General features: G+C 39.7%; 17 protein-coding genes. 16 read left to right on the plus strand and 1 reads right to left on the minus strand.

Features of this window, described 5'->3' with window-relative positions:
- Positions 1-18: 18 nt before the first annotated feature.
- The 8 genes from rnpM (at position 19) to ACXYSL_RS08035 (ending at position 6,327) form a co-directional block, all read left to right on the plus strand.
- Positions 19-312 carry an RNase P modulator RnpM gene (rnpM, locus tag ACXYSL_RS08000; protein WP_458624437.1) on the plus strand — a complete coding sequence of 98 codons (294 nt, stop codon included), beginning with the start codon at positions 19-21 and terminating at the stop codon, positions 310-312.
- Positions 305-604, plus strand: coding sequence for a YlxQ-related RNA-binding protein (locus ACXYSL_RS08005; RefSeq protein WP_001041396.1), 300 nt, complete (start codon positions 305-307; stop codon positions 602-604). The genes rnpM and ACXYSL_RS08005 overlap by 8 nt, the downstream gene beginning before the upstream one ends.
- Positions 605-620: 16 nt before the next feature.
- Entirely contained in the window at positions 621-3,386 is a 2,766-nt protein-coding gene (infB, locus tag ACXYSL_RS08010; RefSeq protein ID WP_458624438.1) for a translation initiation factor IF-2, read from the plus strand.
- A 251-nt stretch (positions 3,387-3,637) separates the two neighbouring features.
- Complete coding sequence (gene rbfA / locus ACXYSL_RS08015) at positions 3,638-3,988, plus strand: 30S ribosome-binding factor RbfA (RefSeq protein WP_001273601.1); 351 nt, start codon at positions 3,638-3,640, stop codon at positions 3,986-3,988.
- 216 nt (positions 3,989-4,204) lie between these two features.
- Positions 4,205-4,387 carry a hypothetical protein gene (locus ACXYSL_RS08020; RefSeq protein ID WP_000505781.1) on the plus strand — a complete coding sequence of 61 codons (183 nt, stop codon included), beginning with the start codon at positions 4,205-4,207 and terminating at the stop codon, positions 4,385-4,387.
- A 108-nt stretch (positions 4,388-4,495) separates the two neighbouring features.
- On the plus strand, positions 4,496-4,729 hold the full coding sequence (locus tag ACXYSL_RS08025; protein ID WP_268716381.1) for a DUF1858 domain-containing protein: 234 nt from the start codon (positions 4,496-4,498) through the stop codon (positions 4,727-4,729).
- Complete coding sequence (locus tag ACXYSL_RS08030; protein ID WP_458624439.1) at positions 4,729-6,063, plus strand: DUF438 domain-containing protein; 1,335 nt, start codon at positions 4,729-4,731, stop codon at positions 6,061-6,063. The genes ACXYSL_RS08025 and ACXYSL_RS08030 overlap by 1 nt, the downstream gene beginning before the upstream one ends.
- A gap of 9 nt (positions 6,064-6,072) precedes the next feature.
- On the plus strand, positions 6,073-6,327 hold the full coding sequence (locus ACXYSL_RS08035; protein WP_000119707.1) for a DUF1912 family protein: 255 nt from the start codon (positions 6,073-6,075) through the stop codon (positions 6,325-6,327).
- Between the two features lie 93 nt (positions 6,328-6,420).
- Here ACXYSL_RS08035 and ACXYSL_RS08040 read toward each other — a convergent pair whose 3' ends face one another.
- Positions 6,421-6,612 carry a DUF898 family protein gene (locus ACXYSL_RS08040; RefSeq protein ID WP_295590117.1) on the minus strand — a complete coding sequence of 64 codons (192 nt, stop codon included), beginning with the start codon at positions 6,610-6,612 and terminating at the stop codon, positions 6,421-6,423.
- 280 nt (positions 6,613-6,892) lie between these two features.
- Between ACXYSL_RS08040 and ACXYSL_RS08045 the strand changes: the two genes are divergently transcribed.
- The 8 genes from ACXYSL_RS08045 to rpoE all read left to right on the plus strand — a co-directional run bounded on the left by ACXYSL_RS08045 (position 6,893) and on the right by rpoE (position 16,736).
- Positions 6,893-7,288: a helix-hairpin-helix domain-containing protein gene (locus tag ACXYSL_RS08045; protein WP_295590118.1), complete on the plus strand. Its 396-nt coding sequence runs from the start codon at positions 6,893-6,895 to the stop codon at positions 7,286-7,288.
- A gap of 279 nt (positions 7,289-7,567) precedes the next feature.
- Positions 7,568-8,137, plus strand: coding sequence for a GNAT family N-acetyltransferase (locus tag ACXYSL_RS08050; RefSeq protein WP_295590121.1), 570 nt, complete (start codon positions 7,568-7,570; stop codon positions 8,135-8,137).
- A 122-nt stretch (positions 8,138-8,259) separates the two neighbouring features.
- Positions 8,260-9,093, plus strand: a complete 834-nt coding sequence (locus tag ACXYSL_RS08055) for a hypothetical protein (protein ID WP_295590122.1) — start codon at positions 8,260-8,262, stop codon at positions 9,091-9,093.
- Complete coding sequence (locus ACXYSL_RS08060) at positions 9,086-11,737, plus strand: valine--tRNA ligase (RefSeq protein WP_458624440.1); 2,652 nt, start codon at positions 9,086-9,088, stop codon at positions 11,735-11,737. The genes ACXYSL_RS08055 and ACXYSL_RS08060 overlap by 8 nt, the downstream gene beginning before the upstream one ends.
- 87 nt (positions 11,738-11,824) lie before the next feature.
- On the plus strand, positions 11,825-13,006 hold the full coding sequence (locus ACXYSL_RS08065; protein WP_447266605.1) for a DNA cytosine methyltransferase: 1,182 nt from the start codon (positions 11,825-11,827) through the stop codon (positions 13,004-13,006).
- 9 nt (positions 13,007-13,015) lie between these two features.
- Positions 13,016-15,118: an ATP-binding protein gene (locus ACXYSL_RS08070; RefSeq protein WP_447266604.1), complete on the plus strand. Its 2,103-nt coding sequence runs from the start codon at positions 13,016-13,018 to the stop codon at positions 15,116-15,118.
- A gap of 1 nt (position 15,119) precedes the next feature.
- A complete protein-coding gene (locus ACXYSL_RS08075) occupies positions 15,120-15,950 on the plus strand; it encodes a response regulator (RefSeq protein WP_458624441.1) in 831 nt (276 codons plus the stop codon).
- A 195-nt stretch (positions 15,951-16,145) separates the two neighbouring features.
- Positions 16,146-16,736: a DNA-directed RNA polymerase subunit delta gene (gene rpoE / locus ACXYSL_RS08080; RefSeq protein ID WP_000418415.1), complete on the plus strand. Its 591-nt coding sequence runs from the start codon at positions 16,146-16,148 to the stop codon at positions 16,734-16,736.
- Positions 16,737-16,757 lie beyond the last annotated feature (21 nt).

Raw genomic sequence — 16,757 nt, forward strand, 5'->3', positions numbered from 1 at the left:
CTGCTAGAGGAGGGAAAGATGAAAACAAGAAAAATCCCTTTGCGCAAGTCTGTTGTGTCTAACGAAGTGATTGACAAGCGTGATTTGCTCCGCATTGTCAAGAATAAAGGAGGACAAGTCTTTATCGATCCGACAGGCAAGGCCAATGGCCGTGGCGCTTATATCAAGCTAGACAATGCAGAAGCCCAAGAGGCAAAAAAGAAGAAAGTCTTTAACCGCAGCTTTAACATGGAAGTGGAAGAAAGCTTTTATGACGAGTTGATCGCTTATGTGGATCACAAAGTAAAAAGAAGAGAGTTAGGGCTTGAATAAGCAAAAGATAAGTAATCTCTTGGGACTTGCTCAACGAGCAGGCCGGATCATATCAGGTGAGGAATTGGTGGTTAAAGCCATCCAAGACCAGAAAGCCAAGCTAGTCTTTCTAGCCCATGATGCTGGCCCTAATCTAACCAAGAAGATTCAAGATAAAAGTGACTATTATCAAGTAGAAGTTATAACCGTGTTTTCAACACTGGAATTAAGCATAGCAGTTGGAAAATCGAGAAAGGTTTTGGCTGTGACAGATGCTGGATTTACAAAGAAAATGAGGTCTCTTATGGAATAGAAGAGGAGGACATGATTTGTCTAAGAAAAGATTGTACGAAATCGCAAAAGAACTTGGAAAAGAAAGTAAAGAAGTTGTAGCGCGTGCAAAAGAGTTGGGCTTGGATGTAAAAAGCCACTCATCGAGCGTGGAAGCTGCTGCTGCTGAGCGAATCGCAGCGAGCTTTAAGCCTGCACCTGCTCCTAATGCAAAAGCAAGTGTAGAAAAGAAGGTAGAAAAGCCTGCATCAGCTAAACCAGCTGTTGCTAAGGAAGAAAGTAAACCAGCTACACCCGCAGCTCCTAAGGAAGAAAAAGTAGTGGCAGCGAGACCACAAAGTCGAAACTTCAAGGCGGAGCGTGAGGCGCGTGCCAAAGAGCAGGCAGAGCGACGCAAACAAAACAAGGGCAACAACCGTGACCAACAACAAAACGGCAACCGTCAGAAAAACGACGGCCGTAATGGTGGTAAACCTGGTCAAGGGAACCGCGACAACCGCCGTTTTAACGACCAAGGGAAAAAACCACAAGGTCAAGGGAATCGTGGCAATAATCGCCGTCAGCAACAAGACTTCCAGCCAAAACCAGCTGGACCACGTGTTGACTTTAAAGCCCGTGCAGCAGCCCTAAAAGCAGAGCAAAATGCAGAGTACGCACGCTCAAGCGAGGAGCGCTTCAAACAATCGCAAGCTGCCAAAGAAGCCTTGGCTCAAGCTAATAAACGCAAGGAGCCAGAGGAAATCTTTGAAGAAGCTGCTAAGCTAGCTGAACAAACGCAGCCAGCCGTAACAGTAGCTCCTGTAGCGAAAGAAGCGCCAGTGGATACACGTCGTAAAAAACAAGCTCGACCAGACAAAGAACGTGACGATTATGATCACGAAGAAGATGGTCCTAGAAAACAACAAAAGAATCGAAGTAGTCAAAATCAAGTGAGAAATCAAAGAAATAGTAACTGGAATAACAATAAGAAGAACAAAAAAGGCAATAATAAGAACAATCGTAATCAGACTCCAAAACCTGTTACAGAGCGTAAGTTCCACGAATTGCCAACAGAATTCGAATATACAGATGGTATGACTGTTGCGGAAATCGCAAAACGTATCAAACGTGAACCAGCTGAAATCGTTAAGAAGCTTTTCATGATGGGAATTATGGCCACACAAAACCAATCCTTGGATGGAGAAACCATTGAACTCCTCATGGTAGATTACGGTATCGAAGCCAAACAAAAGGTTGAAGTGGATAATGCCGACATCGAACGTTTCTTTGTCGAAGATGGCTATCTTAATGAAGATGAATTAGTTGAGCGTCCACCAGTTGTAACCATCATGGGACACGTTGACCATGGTAAGACAACCCTTTTGGATACCCTTCGTAATTCTCGTGTTGCGACGGGTGAAGCGGGTGGTATCACTCAGCATATCGGTGCCTACCAAATTGTGGAAAATGGCAAGAAGATTACCTTCCTTGATACACCAGGACACGCGGCCTTTACATCTATGCGTGCGCGTGGTGCCTCTGTTACCGATATTACCATCTTGGTTGTAGCGGCAGATGACGGGGTTATGCCTCAAACTATCGAAGCCATCAACCACTCAAAAGCAGCGAACGTTCCAATCATCGTAGCCATCAACAAGATTGATAAACCAGGTGCCAACCCAGAACGCGTTATCGGTGAATTGGCTGAACACGGTGTCATGTCAACTGCCTGGGGTGGAGATTCTGAATTTGTCGAAATCTCAGCTAAGTTCAACCAAAATATCGATGAACTCTTGGAAACGGTCCTTCTTGTGGCTGAAATCCAAGAACTCAAGGCCGACCCCACAGTGCGTGCTATCGGTACCGTTATCGAAGCTCGCTTGGATAAAGGAAAAGGTGCGGTCGCAACCCTTCTTGTGCAACAAGGTACCTTGAATGTCCAAGACCCAATCGTTGTCGGAAATACCTTCGGTCGTGTCCGTGCCATGACCAATGACCTTGGTCGTCGTGTTAAGGTTGCAGGTCCATCAACACCAGTATCGATCACTGGTTTGAACGAAGCGCCAATGGCGGGTGACCACTTTGCTGTTTACGAAGATGAAAAATCTGCGCGTGCAGCAGGTGAAGAACGTGCGAAACGTGCTCTTATGAAGCAACGTCAAGTAACCCAACGTGTCAGCCTTGAAAACCTCTTTGATACGCTTAAAGCAGGTGAGCTCAAGTCTGTTAACGTCATCATTAAGGCCGACGTACAAGGTTCAGTTGAAGCCCTTTCTGCCTCGCTTCAAAAGATCGATGTAGAAGGTGTCAAAGTTACCATCGTTCACTCAGCGGTCGGTGCCATCAACGAATCTGACGTGACCCTTGCCGAAGCTTCAAATGCCTTTATCATCGGTTTCAATGTGCGCCCTACACCACAAGCGCGTCAACAAGCAGAAGAAGATGATGTAGAAATCCGTCTCCACAGCATTATCTACAAGGTTATCGAAGAGATGGAGGAAGCCATGAAAGGAATGCTTGACCCAGAATTCGAAGAAAAAGTTATCGGTGAAGCAATCATCCGTGAAACCTTCAAGGTATCTAAAGTGGGAACCATTGGTGGATTCATGGTTACGAGTGGTAAAGTTACCCGTGACTCTAAAGTCCGTGTTATTCGTGATGGTGTTGTTATCTATGATGGTGAACTTGCAAGCTTGAAACACTACAAAGATGACGTCAAAGAAGTTACAAACGGCCGTGAAGGTGGATTGATGATTGATGGCTACAATGATATCAAGATAGATGATGTGATTGAGGCTTATGTCATGGAAGAAATCAAGAGATAAGATTTTTTGCTCCTTTCTTAGGTGGTGAGGGACGCAAGCAAACCGATGGTTTCATTGCTTATTTTTGAGCCTAGGGTCTCAAAAATCCCCTGTGATGGGACTGATAAATCAGTTCCATCACTTTCACCACGGCGAAAGAAGCAGATGATTTCAAATTGAACTTTGTTTCAATTTGAAATGAAAATCAAGAAGTTTAAAAATAGCTAGGTCTGCTGGCCTAGCTTTTGGTTCAAAGTAGAGAAAGGAATATCATGGCAAATCATTTCCGTACGGATCGTGTGGGCATGGAAATCAAGCGTGAAGTCAATGAGATTTTGCAAAAGAAAGTCCGTGATCCGCGTGTCCAAGGTGTGACCATCACAGATGTTCAGATGCTAGGTGATTTGTCTGTAGCCAAGGTTTACTACACCATTTTGAGTAACCTTGCTTCGGATAATCAGAAAGCCCAAATCGGGCTTGAAAAAGCAACTGGTACCATCAAACGTGAACTTGGTCGCAATTTGAAATTGTACAAAATCCCAGATTTGACCTTCGTCAAAGACGAATCCATCGAATATGGGAACAAGATTGACGAGATGCTACGCAATCTGGATAAGAACTAAGAAAGAGGGGGAACCCTCTTTTTTGGTGGAGAAATGGCAATAAAAAATACTGGGGGAATCTCTATAGAGTAAAAAATTGTTAAAAAGCTTTATAAAGCTCAACTTGTATGATAGTATAGAAATTGGAAAGAGTGAGATGAAATGATTTCTTATCAATAACTAGCTAGTCTGGTATAGCAATCGGCTAGAAACTGCAGTTAGAAAAGGAAAGATAATATGGGATTCATTAAAATTCTAGCCAAGACTTACGGGAATTACTTTTTTGTGATGCAAAGCGTCAAAGTTCTGAAGAACATGAAAAAAGACGACAATGCTCTAGTAGGTTTCGGGAAAGTACTGCTTGCTGACAAGCTGATGGATGTCGCCCAGTGGCTCGCAAAACCAGATGATAAGGAATAACTTGAAATGAAAGAAACTAGCAGGAACTCCGCTGCTAGTTTTTTAATCTCTTCCCATATGGTATAATATAAGCAGGAAAATCATTTTAGAACATACATGGAGGTCGTCATGGATAATATCATCGATGTGTCAATACCCGTTGCGGAAGTGGTAGACAAGCATCCAGAAGTCTTGGAAATCCTAGTGGAACTCGGTTTTAAACCACTTGCTAATCCCTTGATGCGCAATACAGTTGGTCGCAAAGTATCGCTCAAACAGGGTTCTAAGCTTGAAGGAACTCCTATGGATAAGATTGTCCGCAAACTGGAAGCGAATGGCTACGAAGTGATTGGATTAGACTAATGGCAGATGAACGGATTCATATCCTACGGGATATTTTGTTAGAATTGCACAATGGCGCCTCTCCTGAGTCAGTTCAGGAGCGTTTTGATGCGACCTTTACGGGTGTTTCAGCTATCGAGATTTCCCTCATGGAGCACGAGCTGATGAACTCAGACTCAGGTGTCACCTTTGAAGATGTCATGGAACTCTGCGATGTCCATGCCAATCTTTTTAAAAATGCTGTTAAGGGCGTCGAAGTGGAGGATACCGAACACCCTGGCCACCCAGTTCGCGTCTTCAAGGATGAAAATCTGGCCCTCCGTGCTGCCTTGATTCGCATTCGGAGATTGTTAGATACCTATGAGTCTATGGAAGATGAGGAAATGCTGGCGGAGATGCGTAAGGGTTTGGTTCGTCAAATGGGGCTGTTGGGCCAATTTGACATCCACTACCAGCGTAAGGAAGAGCTTTTCTTTCCCATCATGGAGCGCTATGGACACGATTCCCCTCCAAAAGTTATGTGGGGAGTGGATGACCAGATCAGAGAACTCTTTCAGACAGCTCTAGCGACAGCCAAAGCACTACCAAAAGTTCCAATTAGCACAGTAAAAGAAGATTTTGAAGCTTTTGCGACAGAGTTTGAAAGTATGATTTTCAAGGAAGAGTCTATCCTTCTCATGATTCTCCTTGAGTCTTTCACTCAGGATGATTGGATTCAGATTGCGGAGGAGAGCGACGCCTATGGTTATGCCATCATCCGTCCGTCTGAGAAATGGGTTCCAGAACGCCAGAGTTTTGTTGAGGAAAAGAGCGAAGTGGAGTCCGTGGAACTAGACACTGCTGAAGGCCAAGTGCAACAAGTTATCGATACGCCAGAAGGCCAGTTCACCATTACCTTTACTCCTAAGGAAAAGGAAGCAGTGCTGGATCGTCATAGTCAACAGGCTTTTGGCAATGGCTATCTCTCAGTTGAGCAGGCCAACCTCATCCTCAATCACCTCCCCATGGAGATCACCTTTGTCAATAAAGACGACATTTTCCAGTATTACAATGACAATGCACCAGCTGATGAGATGATTTTCAAACGGACGCCGTCCCAAGTCGGGCGTAATGTAGAACTCTGCCATCCGCCCAAGTACTTAGACAAGGTGAAGTCTGTTATGAAAGGTCTTCGTGAAGGGGTCAAGGACAAGTATGAAATGTGGTTCAAGTCAGAGTCGCGAGACAAGTTTGTCCACATCACCTATGCCGCAGTGCACAATGAAAACGGGGAATTCCAAGGCGTGCTAGAATATGTTCAGGACATCCAGCCCTATCGTGAGATTGATACGGACTACTTCCGTGGATTAGAATAAGGAGAATCAATGAGTTACGAACAAGAATTTATGAAGGAATTTGAGGCCTGGGTTAATACCCAGATCATGATCAACGACATGGCGCACAAGGAAAGTCAAAAAGTCTACGAAGAGGACCAAGACGAGCGTGCCAAAGATGCCATGATTCGCTATGAAAGCCGCTTGGATGCTTATCAGTTTTTGCTTGGTAAGTTTGAAAATTTCAAGGCGGGCAAGGGATTTCATGATTTGCCAGAGGGCTTGTTTGGCGAGCGGAATTATTAATCGTTACAAATCAAAAAGTGCGTATGAACGCACTTTTTCTGTTTATACGTGATGTGTGTGTTTGGTAATCCATTGTTCCATTTTGATATGCAATCAGAATGAATAGATGCCCAAAGTGATGATGGTGAGCAAGAACCACTTGATCCAGTTCCCGAATAATTGAGAACCTGTTCCGTCAAAATAGAGGCGACGTCCATCGATGACAGTGCGCTTGACTTTCCAGTTTTGCATCATACAAACTGCCCAAGGCGTAGTGATTCCAATAGTAAATCCTATGATGATCATGGCTAGGATAGCATATCTAACCTAGCTCAAAAGACCACCATCAAAGTAACTTTCGTTATTCACATTGTTCTCCTTATCAGCTTTTTATGTGAATTAATATTGCAAATTACTGCATATTTTATCAAGAAGTTGAATCGTTGTCGAATTAGATTGAAAGAAAAAACGGCTAGATTTTTAAGAACAATCTCGTTTCCTTTCTTGATTTTTTGCCAAAATCTTGATAGAATATCTTTATTAAATCCTTGTCAGAGCAGGGATTTTTTATTGAAAGGATTTTATCATGTCAAAGAAACTCCAACGTAAAAAACAATTGCGAAATAGCCTTCGTCGCTCAGGTGCATTTTCAACTACAGTGACCAAGGTTGTCGAAGAGACCAAAAAAGTCGTGAAACATGCGGAAAAATCTGCTAGCCAAGCAGGAAAAGTTGTCTCTAAAAGAGTGGAACAAGCAGTAGAAGCGACCAAGGAACAAGCTCAAAAAGTAGCCAGTTCAGTAGAAGATTTCGCAGCTACTTTGGGTGGCCTCTCAGTAGATCGCGCTAAGACTTTCTATGATGAAGGTATCAAGTCGGCTTCTGACTTCAAAAACTGGACAGAAAAAGAACTCCTTGCCTTGAAAGGAATCGGCCCAGCTACGATTAAGAAATTAAAAGAACACGGAATCAGCTTCAAGTAATTTTTCTTGTCCCTTGCATTTCTGTCAAAAACTTGCTACAATAAAGCCATCAGAGGTGTTTTGAATCCCACATTTTACAGAAAGTGGCGGTGCTGAGAAGTCCACAAATGTGTCAAAACTGGTTGCTGATGATTAAAATGAAATAAAAGTGTCTTTGTATATCCTTCAAAGACAAGAGTTGCGGGCGTCTGCCCGAAATTGGGTGGTACCGCGGATAAACACATTCGTCCCTGTCATGTAGATGGCAGGGGCATTTTTTATGGAAAGTGAGGGCTGAAGATGGAGCAAGCACAATTACCAGAACGATTAGAAACCGAACGGCTAGTGTTACGAGTCCGTACAGTGGCGGATGCAGTGGATATCTTTGACTATGCCAGTAGGCCAGAAGTTTCCTACCCAGCAGGCTTTCCACCCGTCAAGACCTTGGAAGATGAGATTTATTACCTGGAGCATATCCTTCCTGAGCGCAATCAAAAGGAAAATCTCCCAGCTGGCTACGGAATTGTCGTCAAAGGGACGGATAAAATCGTTGGCTCTGTTGATTTCAACCATCGCCATGAAGATGATGTGCTGGAGATTGGCTATATCTTGCATCCAGACTATTGGGGCTTAGGATATGTGCCAGAAGCAGCACGTGCCTTGATTGACCTAGCTTTTAAAGAACTGGGTCTTCATAAGATTGAGATGACTTGCTTTGGCTACAATGTCCAAAGTCAACGAGTTGCAGAGAAACTTGGCTTCACCCTCGAAGCTCGCATCCGAGACCGAAAGGATGTTCAAGGAAACCGCTGTGACAGTCTCATATATGGCTTGCTGAGGAGTGAGTGGGAGGACGGTAATAACTGTTAGTTGAACTGTTCGATAATTTCGAACAGTTCAGTAAGAGGATTGCAGAGAGTTTTTATAGAAAGTATTATCTATTTATAAGTTCACATTTTTAACAATATAAATAAATATATAAGGAGTTCAAAATGGACGAGATATTTAAATTAATGGCTGCCTTTGGTATAGGAACATTTTTAAGTGGCTTTTTATCTTTTTTATCAAACAGTAAAAATAATTTAGTTGAATTCGAAGTAGAAAATTACCAAAATAGGAGAAAAGAGATACTTAGAATTTCAAACAATTTGTCATCTTATGAAATTAAAAAAACTCAACAAGCAATTGAAAAATTAAGAATGGTTTTATCTCCAGAAGATTCGAATTTATTGGATAAGACTCAGAAGGAGATAGATAATATAGGGAAAGAATATTATTTGAAAGATGCACATATTTGGAAGTTGATAAATAATTTTAACTATTCCTTAGATTCTAATAAATTGTTACGTAAATATTTGAGATTATTATTAGAATATGAAGAGTCTATAGTTAAAAGAAAAGTAAATTGGAATATCACATTGTTTTTCTCATTACTATGTAAAGTTATACCTATTATGCTATCAATATATCTTGCAGTAGCAATAGATACCAATCAAATAGCGGGAATTTTTTATCTAATTGGAATTATGTTCATTGCAATATCTGAAATAATGATATACATATTTAACTTAGTTGACAATCCTAGTGATAAAATGATAAAAGTACTATTTAATGTGTTCTATACACTCCCAATGATTTTTCTTATTTTTAGGGTTATTTCTTGGAACACAGAGCTATTTTTTTCATTCGGAATACAAATGATAACTGCATTAATTATTTTAATTTTAGGGGGATATTCATATGTAACAACTTTTAATAGAATAGATGGTGAAGCACAATCATATATAAATAAGATTAAACGTTTAAAGGAGAACACACATGTCTAAAGAACTTTCACCTAAATACAATCCAGCCGAGGTTGAGGCTGGTCGTTACCAAAAATGGCTTGATGCCGATGTTTTCAAGCCTTCAGGCGATCAAAAGGCTAAGCCTTATTCTATCGTTATTCCACCACCAAACGTAACTGGGAAACTCCACCTTGGTCACGCTTGGGATACGACTCTTCAGGATATCATCATCCGTCAAAAACGGATGCAAGGTTTCGACACACTCTGGCTTCCAGGGATGGACCACGCGGGGATTGCGACCCAGGCTAAGGTTGAAGAGCGCTTGCGTGGTGAAGGTATTAGCCGTTATGACCTCGGCCGTGAAAAATTCCTAGAGAAAGTCTGGGAATGGAAAGACGAATATGCCACTACCATCAAGGAACAATGGGGTAAGATGGGGCTCTCTGTAGACTACTCTCGTGAGCGTTTCACTCTTGATGAAGGTTTGTCAAAAGCTGTTCGTAAGGTCTTTGTGGACCTTTACAAGAAAGGCTGGATCTACCGTGGTGAGTTTATCATCAACTGGGACCCAGCTGCTCGCACAGCTCTATCTGATATTGAGGTTATCCACAAGGATGTGGAAGGTGCCTTCTACCACATGAACTACATGCTGGAAGACGGCTCACGCGCCCTTGAAGTTGCGACAACTCGTCCTGAGACCATGTTTGGGGACGTTGCCGTTGCGGTCAATCCAGAAGACCCACGCTACAAGGACTTGATTGGTAAAAACGTCATCCTTCCAATCGCTAACAAACTCATCCCAATCGTTGGAGATGAGCATGCTGATCCTGAGTTTGGTACAGGTGTCGTGAAAATCACACCTGCTCACGATCCAAACGACTTCTTGGTTGGTCAACGTCACAACTTGCCACAAGTCAACGTCATGAACGACGACGGAACCATGAACGAGCTTGCCTTCGAATTCGCTGGCATGGATCGTTTTGAAGCCCGCAAAGCGGTTGTCAAGAAACTGGAAGAAATCGATGCCCTCGTTAAAATCGAAAAACGTGTCCACAGTGTTGGTCACTCAGAGCGTACAGGTGTCGTGGTTGAACCACGCTTGTCTACGCAATGGTTCGTTAAGATGGACCAATTGGCGAAAAATGCCATCGCCAACCAAGACACAGACGACAAGGTAGAATTCTACCCACCTCGTTTCAACGATACCTTCCTCCAATGGATGGAAAATGTCCACGACTGGGTAATCTCTCGTCAGCTCTGGTGGGGACACCAAATCCCAGCTTGGTACAATGCTGAAGGTGAAATGTACGTCGGTGAAGAAGCTCCTGAAGGTGACGGTTGGACTCAGGACGAAGACGTCTTGGATACTTGGTTCAGTTCTGCCCTTTGGCCATTCTCAACTATGGGCTGGCCTGATGTGGACTCAGAAGACTTCAAACGTTACTTCCCAACTTCAACTTTGGTAACAGGTTACGATATCATCTTCTTCTGGGTGTCTCGTATGATCTTCCAATCCTTGGAATTCACGGGTCGTCAGCCATTCCAAAATGTCCTTATCCACGGTCTTATCCGTGATGAGCAAGGACGTAAGATGTCCAAATCTCTCGGAAACGGGATTGACCCCATGGATGTTATTGAGAAATACGGTGCTGATGCCCTTCGTTGGTTCCTGTCAAATGGTTCTGCGCCAGGTCAAGACGTGCGCTTCTCTTATGAGAAAATGGATGCTTCATGGAACTTCATTAACAAGATCTGGAACATCTCTCGTTACATCCTCATGAACAATGAAGGTTTGACCCTTGAGCAAGCAACTGCCAATGTGGAAAAAGTTGTTAACAAGGAAGCTGGAAATGTCACAGACCGCTGGATTCTCCACAACCTCAATGAAACCATCGGTAAAGTCACTGAAAACTTTGATAAGTTTGAGTTTGGTGTGGCTGGGCACATCTTATACAACTTCATCTGGGATGAGTTTGCGGACTGGTACGTTGAGTTGACCAAGGAGGTCCTTTATAGCGATAATGAAGAAGAGAAAGTCATCACACGTTCTGTTCTCCTTTACACCTTGGACAAGATCCTTCGTCTCCTTCACCCAATCATGCCATTCGTGACAGAGGAAATCTTTGGACAAATCTCAGAAGGCTCTATCGTCACAGCAGAATACCCAACTGTCAACCCAGCCTTTGAAGACCTCGCTGCCCACACTGGTGTGGAAAGCCTCAAAGACTTGATTCGTGCGGTTCGTAATGCGCGTGCGGAAGTAAACGTAGCTCCAAGCAAGCCTATCACCATTCTTGTCAAGACAAACGATAGCGACTTGGAAGCCTTCTTTAACAGCAATGTCAACTACATCAAACGCTTCACAAATCCAGAACACTTGGAGATCGCATCCAACATCCCTGCACCTGAACTCGCGATGTCAAGCGTCATCACAGGAGCAGAAATCTACTTGCCACTGGCTGACCTCCTCAATGTCGAAGAAGAACTGGCTCGTCTCGACAAAGAACTCGCTAAATGGCAAAAAGAACTGGACATGGTAGGCAAAAAGCTCTCTAACGAACGCTTCGTAGCCAACGCCAAACCAGAAGTCGTTCAAAAAGAACGCGACAAACAAGCCGACTACCAAGCTAAATACGATGCGACCGTAGCACGTATTGATGAGATGAAGAAACTCGTTAAATAAACACAGAAACACGGTGATGAGCCGTGTTTTTTTCTTTAGTTTGTGATAAAATTGTGATAATAAATTTTAATGACTGAAAGAGAAAGAATGAAATACATAGATTTATTTGCAGGATCAGGTGGTTTATCCTTAGGGCTTTATAATGCTGGGTTGCATGGAATATTTGCAGTTGAAAAAAATAAAGATGCTTTTAGTACTTTAAAATACAATTTAATTGAGAGAAGAAATCATTTTTCATGGCCGAACTGGCTTGACATGAAAAATTGGGATATAAATGAACTTTTAGAAGTTCATAGTAAGGAACTTGCTGCATTAAACGGTTCCGTTGATTTAGTTGTAGGTGGTCCACCATGTCAAGGATTTTCCATGGCAGGAAAGAGAAAAAATGATGATATGAGAAATCAATTAATGCATTCGTATATTGAGTTTATCAAATTAGTTCAACCTACTATGTTATTTTTTGAAAATGTTCAAGGCTTTACTGTAGAATTTAAGGATCAAACGAATAAACAAAAATATTCTGATATTCTTGTTTCAGAGTTGCATAAATTAGGATATAACTTAGACTATAAAATTATAACTATGTCAGAATACGGTGTTCCACAAAATAGGAAACGGTTCATTCTATTTGCATCAAAAAATGGGGCCTATGAGATATTTTTTGATGAATTATTGGAAAATAAAGATTGTTTTTTGAGGGATAGAGGACTAAAAATACCAATTACAATTTCTCAAGCTATTAATGATTTGAAAAAAAGTCATGGAGAAGTTGATAGTAAAGACACTAAGGCATTTAAAAATGGGAAGTATGGTCGAGCAACTTCAGCATATCAAAAATTAATGAGAAATAACATTGAACGAGGCGCTTTACCTGATAGTCATCGATTCGTGAAACATAAAAGTGAAACAATAGATTTATTTAAACGTTTAATGACTGCTTCCGAAAAAAGTATACGAATTACACCATCTATGAATCTGGTTGAAGGTTTAAAGAAGCGTGGAGTAACTCCTTTAAAGAAAAATTCGATTTGTAATACGATTACTTCTATTCCAGATGATTATATACATTATGATGAGCCTCGAATCATGACAGTTAGAGAACACGCTAGAATACAAAGTTTTCCAGATGATTATGAATTCAAAGGGCCATATACTACAGGAGGTGAACGACGAAAAACGGATGTTCCTCGATATACTCAAGTTGCTAATGCTGTTCCTCCTTTGTTTGCGGAACAAGTTGGAGAAGTTATTTTGAAAATCTCTGAATAAGGAGTTGAGATGGAAGAAAAATTACACTTTAAAGTTAGTTCGGGTTTAAAGAATATAATTGGTAAAGACCTGATTACAAATGAATTAGTAGCTATCTTCGAATTGGTAAAAAATGGTTATGATGCTGATGCAACAGAAATAAATCTAATTATAAACAGTTATGAAAATTACATTATCATTCAAGATAACGGTAAGGGAATGAATCGTGATGATATTGAAAATAAATGGCTGTTTGTTGCTCATTCAGAAAAAAAAGATAGTGATAAGGTATATGCTGGATCCAAGGGAATAGGTCGTTTTTCTTGTGATAGATTAGGAACTAAGCTTAAACTTATTAGTCATAAAGATGATGAAGTTAGTGAATTAAAAATTGACTGGGGTAAATTTGAAAAAAATTCTCTAACAAAATTTGAAGAGTTAGACGTCACATATACTAGCTTAGATGTAATCGAAGATAGTTTTATTCAAAAATCAGGGACTATCTTAACCATCTCCAACTTGAGAGATACTTGGGACTTAAATAGAGTTAATAGGGTTATTGAAGCTCTTCAAAGACTTGTAAATCCATTTGTGGATGATGGTAAAATAAAGATTAATGTTAAGTACATTTCATCCTCCTCGGGAATTGCTGAATTGGATGAATATATTAGTAATCATATTGCTACAGTATTAGATAAAAAAACTATATATATTGAGTGTGATATAAAAGAAAAAGAAATCAGCATTACCTTATTTGATAAGGAAAAGATTATTTACTCTTTAAAAATTGAGAATAATACAATCTTAAAAGATATTTATTTTAAAATATACTATATGAGTTTTGCTGCTAAATATAATTTTACAAAAATAATGAAAACTGAACCGAAAAATTATGGGTCTATTTTCTTGTATAAGAATAATTTTAGGATTTTTCCATATGGAGAAGTTGATTTTGATTCCTTTGGTTTAAATCTACGTAAAACACAAGGTTTTAATCGATATTTAGGACATAGGGAATTGCTAGGCTGGATTAACATAACAGATTCTGAAAATCATTTTAATGAAGTTACATCTCGTGATAGAGGATTTGTTACTAATTCTTATACTATAGAATTTGAAAAAGTATATATGGAACTTGTTCACAGACCATTAGAATCCTATATGCAATTGACAAGGTTTGGAAATAGTGATATTGATGATATTGAAACAGATGACAATGATGCGATCCAAAAGCTAATTCAAAGATTTAAAAAGTATAAGTTTACTGTAGCTCCAAGAGTTTATGAACTCCCAAAAATCGCACAACCACTAGAAAAAAAATTCGAACTTCTCGATGATATGAATACAAGCTCCTCTGAAAAAAAAGAAATTCAAAAGAGTTTGAAACAGGCCACTGTCGAGTTAAGAAAAGAGAATCAAGAGGTAAAAAAAGAAAATCAAAGAATTGATAGAGAAAATAGTAGATTAAAAAATGAAATTGAGATTAAGGAGAAATTAATCTCAAATGAAAAACCAGCGCGTCAAGATATGCTTTTCCATGAATTAGGAAAAGCAGGTAAAGAGCTAACAGCTACTCTACAGAAAATGATTCGGCTTATGACACCAGAAGAGTACGAAAAATTTTCGAACTCGATCTATAAAATTAGAAGAACTTCTGATAAACTATCTTCAATAAAAAAACAAATATTACGATTAAATTTTGAATCTTTTAGTAACCTTGAAAATATTGAATTGAAGTCGTACTTAAAGAGCTATGTAGACAATCTAATCGATGATACAGTGAATGTAAAGATTAGCTTAGGAGTTGGAAAACTATATCAAAACATAAATGTTTATGATTTTGGTACTCTACTTGATAACTTAATAATTAATGCCCAGGAACGCAATGCAAAAGAACTACATATTTTCTTTAATGAAGATAATAAAATAATGCACTTTACTTCAGATACAGGACCAATTGATATTGTTCCTATTGAAAATATATTTAACATTGGAGTAACATCAAAGCGGCGAGGAACCGGGCTAGGTATGTATATTTGCCAGCAAATTTGTAAGGATTTTAATTGGAAGATATCAGTTCACCAACTAAATAATAACATAGTTGATTTTCAAATTGAGTTTAGCGAGGTTTAAATTGAGACAAGAAATAAATATTCTGTGGTTGGAGGATGATTTAACCATGGATGCCCATACTTATAGGAAAGAGCTTGTAGAGGATATCTTAAAAGATAAAGGCTATAAGGCACAAATTAAAGAATTTAAAACATTTGAAGATGCAAGAAAAGAGTTGGTTTCAGCTAAGAGATATGATTTTTTTATTTCAGATTTTAACTTAGATGCATCTGAAACAGGTTTAAATTATCTTGAAGAAATAAGAAATAGAAATGGTTTTAAACAATTTGTTATTTTGTATTCTAATAATAATTATAACACTATAAAATCAGATGTTATCAATATTCTAAAGCATAAAAATCTAGATATTTTTTCAAATTTCACATTTTTTTCAGTTTCTGATAGTTTAGAGGAAAAACATTTTGAGGATGCGATTAATGTTATTCTTTGTCGCTGGGACGAATTAAATGCAATTCGTGGGAGATTCATGTGCGAAAATGCAGAGATAGAGCATTTGTTACGAGAAAAATTAAGCGACGATAATCCAGATCACTCTTATAGAAAATTATTTGAAGATTTTTTTAGAGAAAGGGTCAGACTGAATAGAACTAATTTATCGCCTAGAAATAAAAGAGATTATGAGAAATTAAAATCAGACTGGTCAGCTTTGATAGATAAGAGGAATTCTCTTGCTCATGTGGAAGAGGGATTCACAGAGCAGGAAGGATATTATATTTGCTCACTTAAAGACCCAGAAATTAGAATAATGGAAAGTAGTTTAGATAAGGAGCGCTGCGAGTTGCTTTCTTTGAAAAATAGAATAATAGAATTTTTGGGGAAAAATTACTATTAATTTTAATAATTTTAAAAAAATAAGATAACTGTTCTAAAAAATACTCTGACGATTTATTTAGGAGTAATATGAATCACTTTCTCCCATTTAACCTTTGACTATTCCGCAAAATTATCGTACAATAAAGAGTACATGATAAAATGTGGTCAGAGTCTGTCTGCTCTGGCGATAGTAGTAAAAATGAGGAGAAACGCTTTGGAATTAGAAGTATTTGCTGGGCAAGAAAAAAGTGAACTATCTATGATTGAGGTAGCGCGTGCTATCTTGGAACTTCGTGGTCGCGATCATGAGATGCATTTTAGCGATCTTGTAAATGAAATTCAAAACTACCTTGGAACATCAAACAGCGATATCCGCGAAGCTTTGCCTTTGTTCTACACAGAGTTGAACTTTGACGGTAGCTTCATCTCTCTTGGAGACAACAAATGGGGGCTTCGTTCATGGTATGGTGTAGACGAAATTGACGAAGAAATCATCGCTCTTGAAGAAAGTGACGACGATGAAGTAGCACCAAAAGCTAAGAAAAAACGTGTCAATGCCTTTATGGATGGTGATTCAGATGCCATTGACTACAATGCAGATGATCCAGAAGACGAAGATGCATACGAAGCAGACCCAGCTCTTTCATATGATGATGAAAATCCAGATGATGAGAAAAATGAAGTGGAAGCTTACGATGCGGAAATCAACGAAATCGCCCCTGATGACTTGGGAGAAGACGTGGATCTCAACGAAGAAGACGATGAGTTTTCAGATGATGATGCTGAAACGAGTGAAGAAGAGTAAAAGACTTCACAGAGGAGATCG

The sequence above is a fragment of the Streptococcus sp. V913 genome, assembly GCF_054353455.1.

What these genes read in the sequence shown, in the direction of transcription:
- ACXYSL_RS08025 (WP_268716381.1), top strand. Translation starts at nt 4,496, where the DNA reads ATGGATAATATCATCGATGTGTCAATACCCGTTGCGGAAGTGGTAGAC.
- rnpM (WP_458624437.1), top strand. Translation starts at nt 19, where the DNA reads ATGAAAACAAGAAAAATCCCTTTGCGCAAGTCTGTTGTGTCTAACGAA.
- ACXYSL_RS08070 (WP_447266604.1), top strand. Translation starts at nt 13,016, where the DNA reads ATGGAAGAAAAATTACACTTTAAAGTTAGTTCGGGTTTAAAGAATATA.
- ACXYSL_RS08030 (WP_458624439.1), top strand. Translation starts at nt 4,729, where the DNA reads ATGGCAGATGAACGGATTCATATCCTACGGGATATTTTGTTAGAATTG.
- rbfA (WP_001273601.1), top strand. Translation starts at nt 3,638, where the DNA reads ATGGCAAATCATTTCCGTACGGATCGTGTGGGCATGGAAATCAAGCGT.
- ACXYSL_RS08050 (WP_295590121.1), top strand. Translation starts at nt 7,568, where the DNA reads ATGGAGCAAGCACAATTACCAGAACGATTAGAAACCGAACGGCTAGTG.
- ACXYSL_RS08020 (WP_000505781.1), top strand. Translation starts at nt 4,205, where the DNA reads ATGGGATTCATTAAAATTCTAGCCAAGACTTACGGGAATTACTTTTTT.
- ACXYSL_RS08040 (WP_295590117.1), bottom strand. Translation starts at nt 6,612, where the DNA reads ATGATCATCATAGGATTTACTATTGGAATCACTACGCCTTGGGCAGTT.
- ACXYSL_RS08060 (WP_458624440.1), top strand. Translation starts at nt 9,086, where the DNA reads ATGTCTAAAGAACTTTCACCTAAATACAATCCAGCCGAGGTTGAGGCT.
- ACXYSL_RS08045 (WP_295590118.1), top strand. Translation starts at nt 6,893, where the DNA reads ATGTCAAAGAAACTCCAACGTAAAAAACAATTGCGAAATAGCCTTCGT.
- ACXYSL_RS08035 (WP_000119707.1), top strand. Translation starts at nt 6,073, where the DNA reads ATGAGTTACGAACAAGAATTTATGAAGGAATTTGAGGCCTGGGTTAAT.
- ACXYSL_RS08055 (WP_295590122.1), top strand. Translation starts at nt 8,260, where the DNA reads ATGGACGAGATATTTAAATTAATGGCTGCCTTTGGTATAGGAACATTT.
- ACXYSL_RS08065 (WP_447266605.1), top strand. Translation starts at nt 11,825, where the DNA reads ATGAAATACATAGATTTATTTGCAGGATCAGGTGGTTTATCCTTAGGG.